The 4,498-nt window shown below is 71.7% G+C and carries 5 protein-coding genes; all 5 read right to left on the reverse strand.

Going from position 1 to position 4,498, the window contains the following annotated elements; genetic code table 11:
* Positions 1-581: helix-turn-helix domain-containing protein (locus ACY5KJ_RS05800; protein ID WP_462202939.1), on the reverse strand; the 581-nt coding region annotated here is incomplete at its 3' end.
* A gap of 178 nt (positions 582-759) precedes the next feature.
* Positions 760-1,848, reverse strand: a complete 1,089-nt coding sequence (locus ACY5KJ_RS05805; protein WP_462186646.1) for a DUF3616 domain-containing protein — start codon at positions 1,846-1,848, stop codon at positions 760-762.
* A gap of 351 nt (positions 1,849-2,199) precedes the next feature.
* Positions 2,200-3,621: an NAD(P)(+) transhydrogenase (Re/Si-specific) subunit beta gene (locus ACY5KJ_RS05810; RefSeq protein ID WP_462186645.1), complete on the reverse strand. Its 1,422-nt coding sequence runs from the start codon at positions 3,619-3,621 to the stop codon at positions 2,200-2,202.
* Positions 3,618-3,980: an NAD(P) transhydrogenase subunit alpha part 2 gene (locus ACY5KJ_RS05815; RefSeq protein ID WP_462186644.1), complete on the reverse strand. Its 363-nt coding sequence runs from the start codon at positions 3,978-3,980 to the stop codon at positions 3,618-3,620. The genes ACY5KJ_RS05810 and ACY5KJ_RS05815 overlap by 4 nt, the downstream gene beginning before the upstream one ends.
* Before the next feature lie 4 nt (positions 3,981-3,984).
* A partial coding sequence (locus ACY5KJ_RS05820) for a Rossmann-fold NAD(P)-binding domain-containing protein (RefSeq protein WP_462202940.1) occupies positions 3,985-4,498 on the reverse strand: 514 nt, incomplete at its 5' end.

Below are 4,498 nucleotides of genomic sequence, written 5' to 3' on the forward strand. Positions count from 1 at the left end.
CCAGGGGCATCCGAGCCAGGGATGTCCGAGCCAGGGATGTCCGGTTCGGGGACGTCCGGTCGAGGGACGTCAGGCCGGGGGAGGACCGGCCCGTTACCGGCGTCGGATCCGGTGACCGCGTGCCTGCGTCCGGCGGGGAGCTGCCCGGCCAGCAGGTCGAGCAGGCCGTCTCGACCGCGGATCGCGGGCAGGTGGGTGAGCCGCTGGACCGGCGGCCTGATCGTGACCGCCGTCGACGGGTCCTGTCCGGTGCCGATCCGGTCCCCGGTGCCGATCCGGTCGCCGCCAGGGTCCGCGCGACCGTGAGCTCCGCGCCGGACCCGACGCCACGTCTCGACCCAGTGGCGGATCTCGTCGGGGTCGTCCACCCGGCAGGCCCGCAGCATGTTCTCGACGAGGTTCGCCGACCTGAGGCCGGGGAGATGGGAGCCACCGAAGTAACCGCCGACCGTGCTGGCCGGCACGTTGACGGCGCGCGCCACCTCCCGCACGCTCAACCCCGCGCGCTCGCGCACGATGGTCAGTGCACGGCCGAAATCCGCGTTGGTGGTGATGGCGTCCAGGTCGACCTCGTCGTACACGTGCGTCCCTTGAGCGGCGGCGAGCGGCAGCGATGAGCAGGACGGAACGTCATCCCGTGGGCATATCCTCCGCGGCTATTCTCCGGCGGATCGCCCGACCGTCCAGAGGTTTTCCCGTCCGGTCTCCGATCCGTCCCCCGTTTCCGTCACGCAAGGTCCCACCGCGGGTGCGTGACGTTCAGCCCGGTGGCAGCGGGACGACGTCGGCGAGGATCTCGTGACGGTGCGGGCGTCGGCGTGCGGCCGGGCTGTCGTGGACGACAAGGAGCGATGACGGGTCGCCGGGCATCAGGGCGATCCCCTCCGGATGGTCGTCGCCCTCGCCGACGGGCAGGTCCAGGATGCGTTCGATCGCCTCGTCGGTGACCACGACGCTCGTGGGGGCCTGCGCGGCCCCGCGCCAGCGGTAGATCCGCACCGGGCCGTCGAGGTCCATCGTCGGGCCGGCGAGGAGCAGGAGGTCATCGCCGGAGGCGAGGAGGTCGCGCACCCCCAGCCCGTCGAGGTCGAGGAAGTGCTTGCGATACCGGCCGTCCCCGTCGATCGGCGCGAGGAGGAGGTCCTGGCCGTCTCCCTCGGTGAGACGCAGTTCCAGGACCACGGCCCAGCCCCGCAGCACCGGCCCCCGCAGCCCCAGGTAGATCCGTTCACCGACGACGGCCAGGCCCTCGACGTCCAGCCCGTTGTCCTTGCTCGGGATCTTGAGGAAGCGGTCGAGATGGTCGTCGTCCTTGAGCGCCTTCGTCAACCGGGTGGGCTTGGACAGTCCGAGCGCCGCCGCGGTCAGCCTGCCGCCGCCGGGCGAGGCCGGGTCGGGTGCGCTCGCGACCAGGGTCGGCAGGCCGCGGACCCGCATCACCGGGATGCGCCCGAGCAGGTAGCGGTTGGCGTTGCTGCTCACCTTCGCCAGCCGGGCCAGGGCCTGCTCGGTCGCGTGCTGGGGCCGGACCCGCTTGCGGGCCAGGCTGTGCGACCCGACGAACCACAGATAGTCGCCATGCCGGTCCATGCCCTCGAGGTCGATCTCGAGCTGGGTGCCGTCGTCCGCGGGCTCCTCCGGCAGGGGAAGGAGGTCCGCGACGGAGAAGCTGACGTGATCGGCGAAGCCGTCGCCGGCCGGCGACAGGGTCGTCCGTTCGATCGTGACCGTCTCGTCACCGGCGAGCCAGAGGCACCGGCCGTCCCCCTTCAGGGTGGACAACGACTCGGCGACGTCGACCACCCCGGCGCCGTCGGCGAACCGGATCGGAATCGTCTTCGCGGTCATCGGTGCCTCATCCTGCGTCGTTCCCGCACCCTGCGTCGTTCCCGCGCTCGCCACTCCTCGTCCCCCCGCCGGTTCGCCCCGGGTTTCTCCGCCGGTTGCTCCGAAGCGGCCCTTCCAGGAATCCCCACCGCCGACCGGAGCGTAGTGCCGGCCCGGCGCTTATCCGGGTGGGTGTCCAGGACCCGATAGGTGGTCCCGATCCTGCGAGCGTCAGCGCCGCTTACACCTTCCGTCGCGTCGGGCAGGCCCCCACGTGCAGCCAGGATCGCTCAGGGTACGGCCTGGTGAACCATCTGCCAAGAGACCGAGCAGCATCATCGGACCGCCGGGGAGGACGGACCGCCGGGGAGGTCAGTGCACGAGTGTCTTCATGGCGGCGGTGAGCGCGCTCAGGCCGGCTTTCGCGTCGTTGAAGAGCATTCCGGTCTTCGGGTCGGTGTACAGCTCGTTGTCGATGCCGGCGTAGCCGTGGCCCATGGAGCGTTTGATGACGATGACGCTCTTCGCCTGGTCGACGTCGAGGATCGGCATACCGGAGATCGCGTTGCCGGGACGGCGGGCCGCCGGGTTGGTCACGTCGTTGGCGCCGACGACCAGGGCGACATCGGCCTGCGCGAACTCGGGGTTGACCTCGGCCAGTTCCTTCATCTGCGGATAGGGAACGTGCGCCTCGGCCAGCAGCACGTTCATGTGGCCCGGCATTCTGCCGGCGACCGGGTGGATCGCGTAGCAGACGTCCACCCCGTGCTGCGTGAGCAGGTCGGCGAGCTCGACGACTTCATGCTGGGCCCGCGCCGCCGCAAGCCCGTAGCCGGGCACGATAATGACCTTCGACGCGTACGCCAGCTGCAGGGCCGCGTCGTCCGCCGCGACCGACCGCACGGGGGCCGCGGCCGCCGCGCCGGCGTTTCCGGTCGAGTCCGCGGTGCCGAAACCACCGACGATGATGGCCGGGATCGACCGGTTCATCGCCTCGGCCATCAGCACGGTGAGGATGGTGCCGGACGCCCCCACCAGCGCGCCCGCGATAACGAGAACGGTGCTGTCAAGCACGAAACCGGCCATCGCCACGGCCGTCCCGGTGAACGCGTTCAGCAGCGAGATCACCACCGGCATGTCCGCGCCGCCGATCGGCAGCACCATCGTCACGCCTAAGCCCAGCGCGGCGGCCGCGACGATCGACAGCGCGATCGTCCCACCGTGACCAGTGACGATCGCCGCCACGCCGGTCACGGCGACCGCGGCCAGCGCGGCGTTCAGCAGTCGGGCGCCGCGGAACAGCACCGGCGCGCCACTGATCAGGCCCTGCAGCTTGCCAGCGGCCACCAGCGAGCCGGAGAAGGTCACCGCGCCGATGACGGCGTCGAGGCCGACGGTCACGGTGGTCTGACCGGAGGCCCCGGCCAGCCCGGCCGCGCCGCCCAACCGCACCACCTCGGCGAACGCGACGAGCGCCGCCGCGCCGCCGCCGACCGCGTTGAACACGCTGACCAGCTGCGGCATCGCGGTCATCCGCACGGTCCGCGCCGCGTACAGGCCGGCGCCGGATCCCAGGAGCACGCCGATGATCAGGACGATGAGGCCGGTAGTGGTGATGACGCCGTCCCGGGCCAGCAGCCCGACGGCGCTCCCGACGGCCGCCACCATCCCGGCCGCGGACAGCTGGTTGCCCCGGCGGGCAGCCGCGGGCGAGTTCATCAGGTGCAGGCCGAGGACGAAGCAGCTCGCCGCGGCCAGGAACAGCAGGCGGATCGCCGTGTCCGAGCCGCTCATGACCGCTCACTCCCCCCTGCCGGCTGGCTCCCCCTTGCCGGCTGGTTCCGCTCCGCGAGCCGGCTTCGCTCCGCGGCCGGGCGCCGGTGGAACATCTCCAGCATCCGGTCCGTCACCACGTAGCCGCCCACCACGTTCATCGCGGCGAACGCGGCGGCGAAGAACACCAGGACGTAGCCCAGCGGGGTGTGCGCCGTCGCGGCGACCAGCATCGCGCCGACGACGACGATGCCGTGGATCGCGTTCGCGCCGGACATCAACGGTGTATGCAAGGTGGACGGCACCTTGCTGATGACCTCGAACCCGACCAGCAGGCTCAGGACGAGGACGGTCAGGTTGGTGACCAACGTCTCGGTCATGTCCTCACGCTCCAGACTGGCTTTCCGCGGAGCCGCCGGCCAGCAGGGCGGCGGTGGCGGGGTGGACGACCCGGCCGGCGTGGGTGATGACGACCCCGGCCTGAATCTCGTCGGCGGTGTCGATGGTGAGTGCGCCGTCGTGGACCAGATGGCCCAGCAACGCGGCAACGTTGCGGGCATAGGCGGCCGACGCCGCGGCCGGCATCAGGGCCGGCAGGTTGCCGGCGCCGATCACGGTGACGCCACCCGCGGTGACCACCGTCTCATCCGGCACGGAGATCTCCACATTGCCCCCGAGGGGGCTCGCGGCGAGATCCACGACGACCGACCCGGGCCGCATCGTTTTGACCGCCTCCTCCGTCACGAGCAGCGGTGGCCGGCGGCCGGGAACCTGAGCGGTGGTGATGACGACGTCGTGGCGGGCGACGGCGGCAGCCAGCGCCTCCTGCTGGCCCGCCAGTTCCTCGGCGGTCAGCGCCCGGGCATAGCCACCCTGACCCGCTCCGCCGGCCACCCCG

It is taken from the genome of Frankia sp. CcWB3 (assembly GCF_977927595.1).

Bases quoted from the DNA above. Each gene is read 5' to 3' on its own strand.
- ACY5KJ_RS05805 (WP_462186646.1), bottom strand. From the start codon at position 1,848: ATGACCGCGAAGACGATTCCGATCCGGTTCGCCGACGGCGCCGGGGTG.
- ACY5KJ_RS05810 (WP_462186645.1), bottom strand. From the start codon at position 3,621: ATGAGCGGCTCGGACACGGCGATCCGCCTGCTGTTCCTGGCCGCGGCG.
- ACY5KJ_RS05815 (WP_462186644.1), bottom strand. From the start codon at position 3,980: ATGACCGAGACGTTGGTCACCAACCTGACCGTCCTCGTCCTGAGCCTG.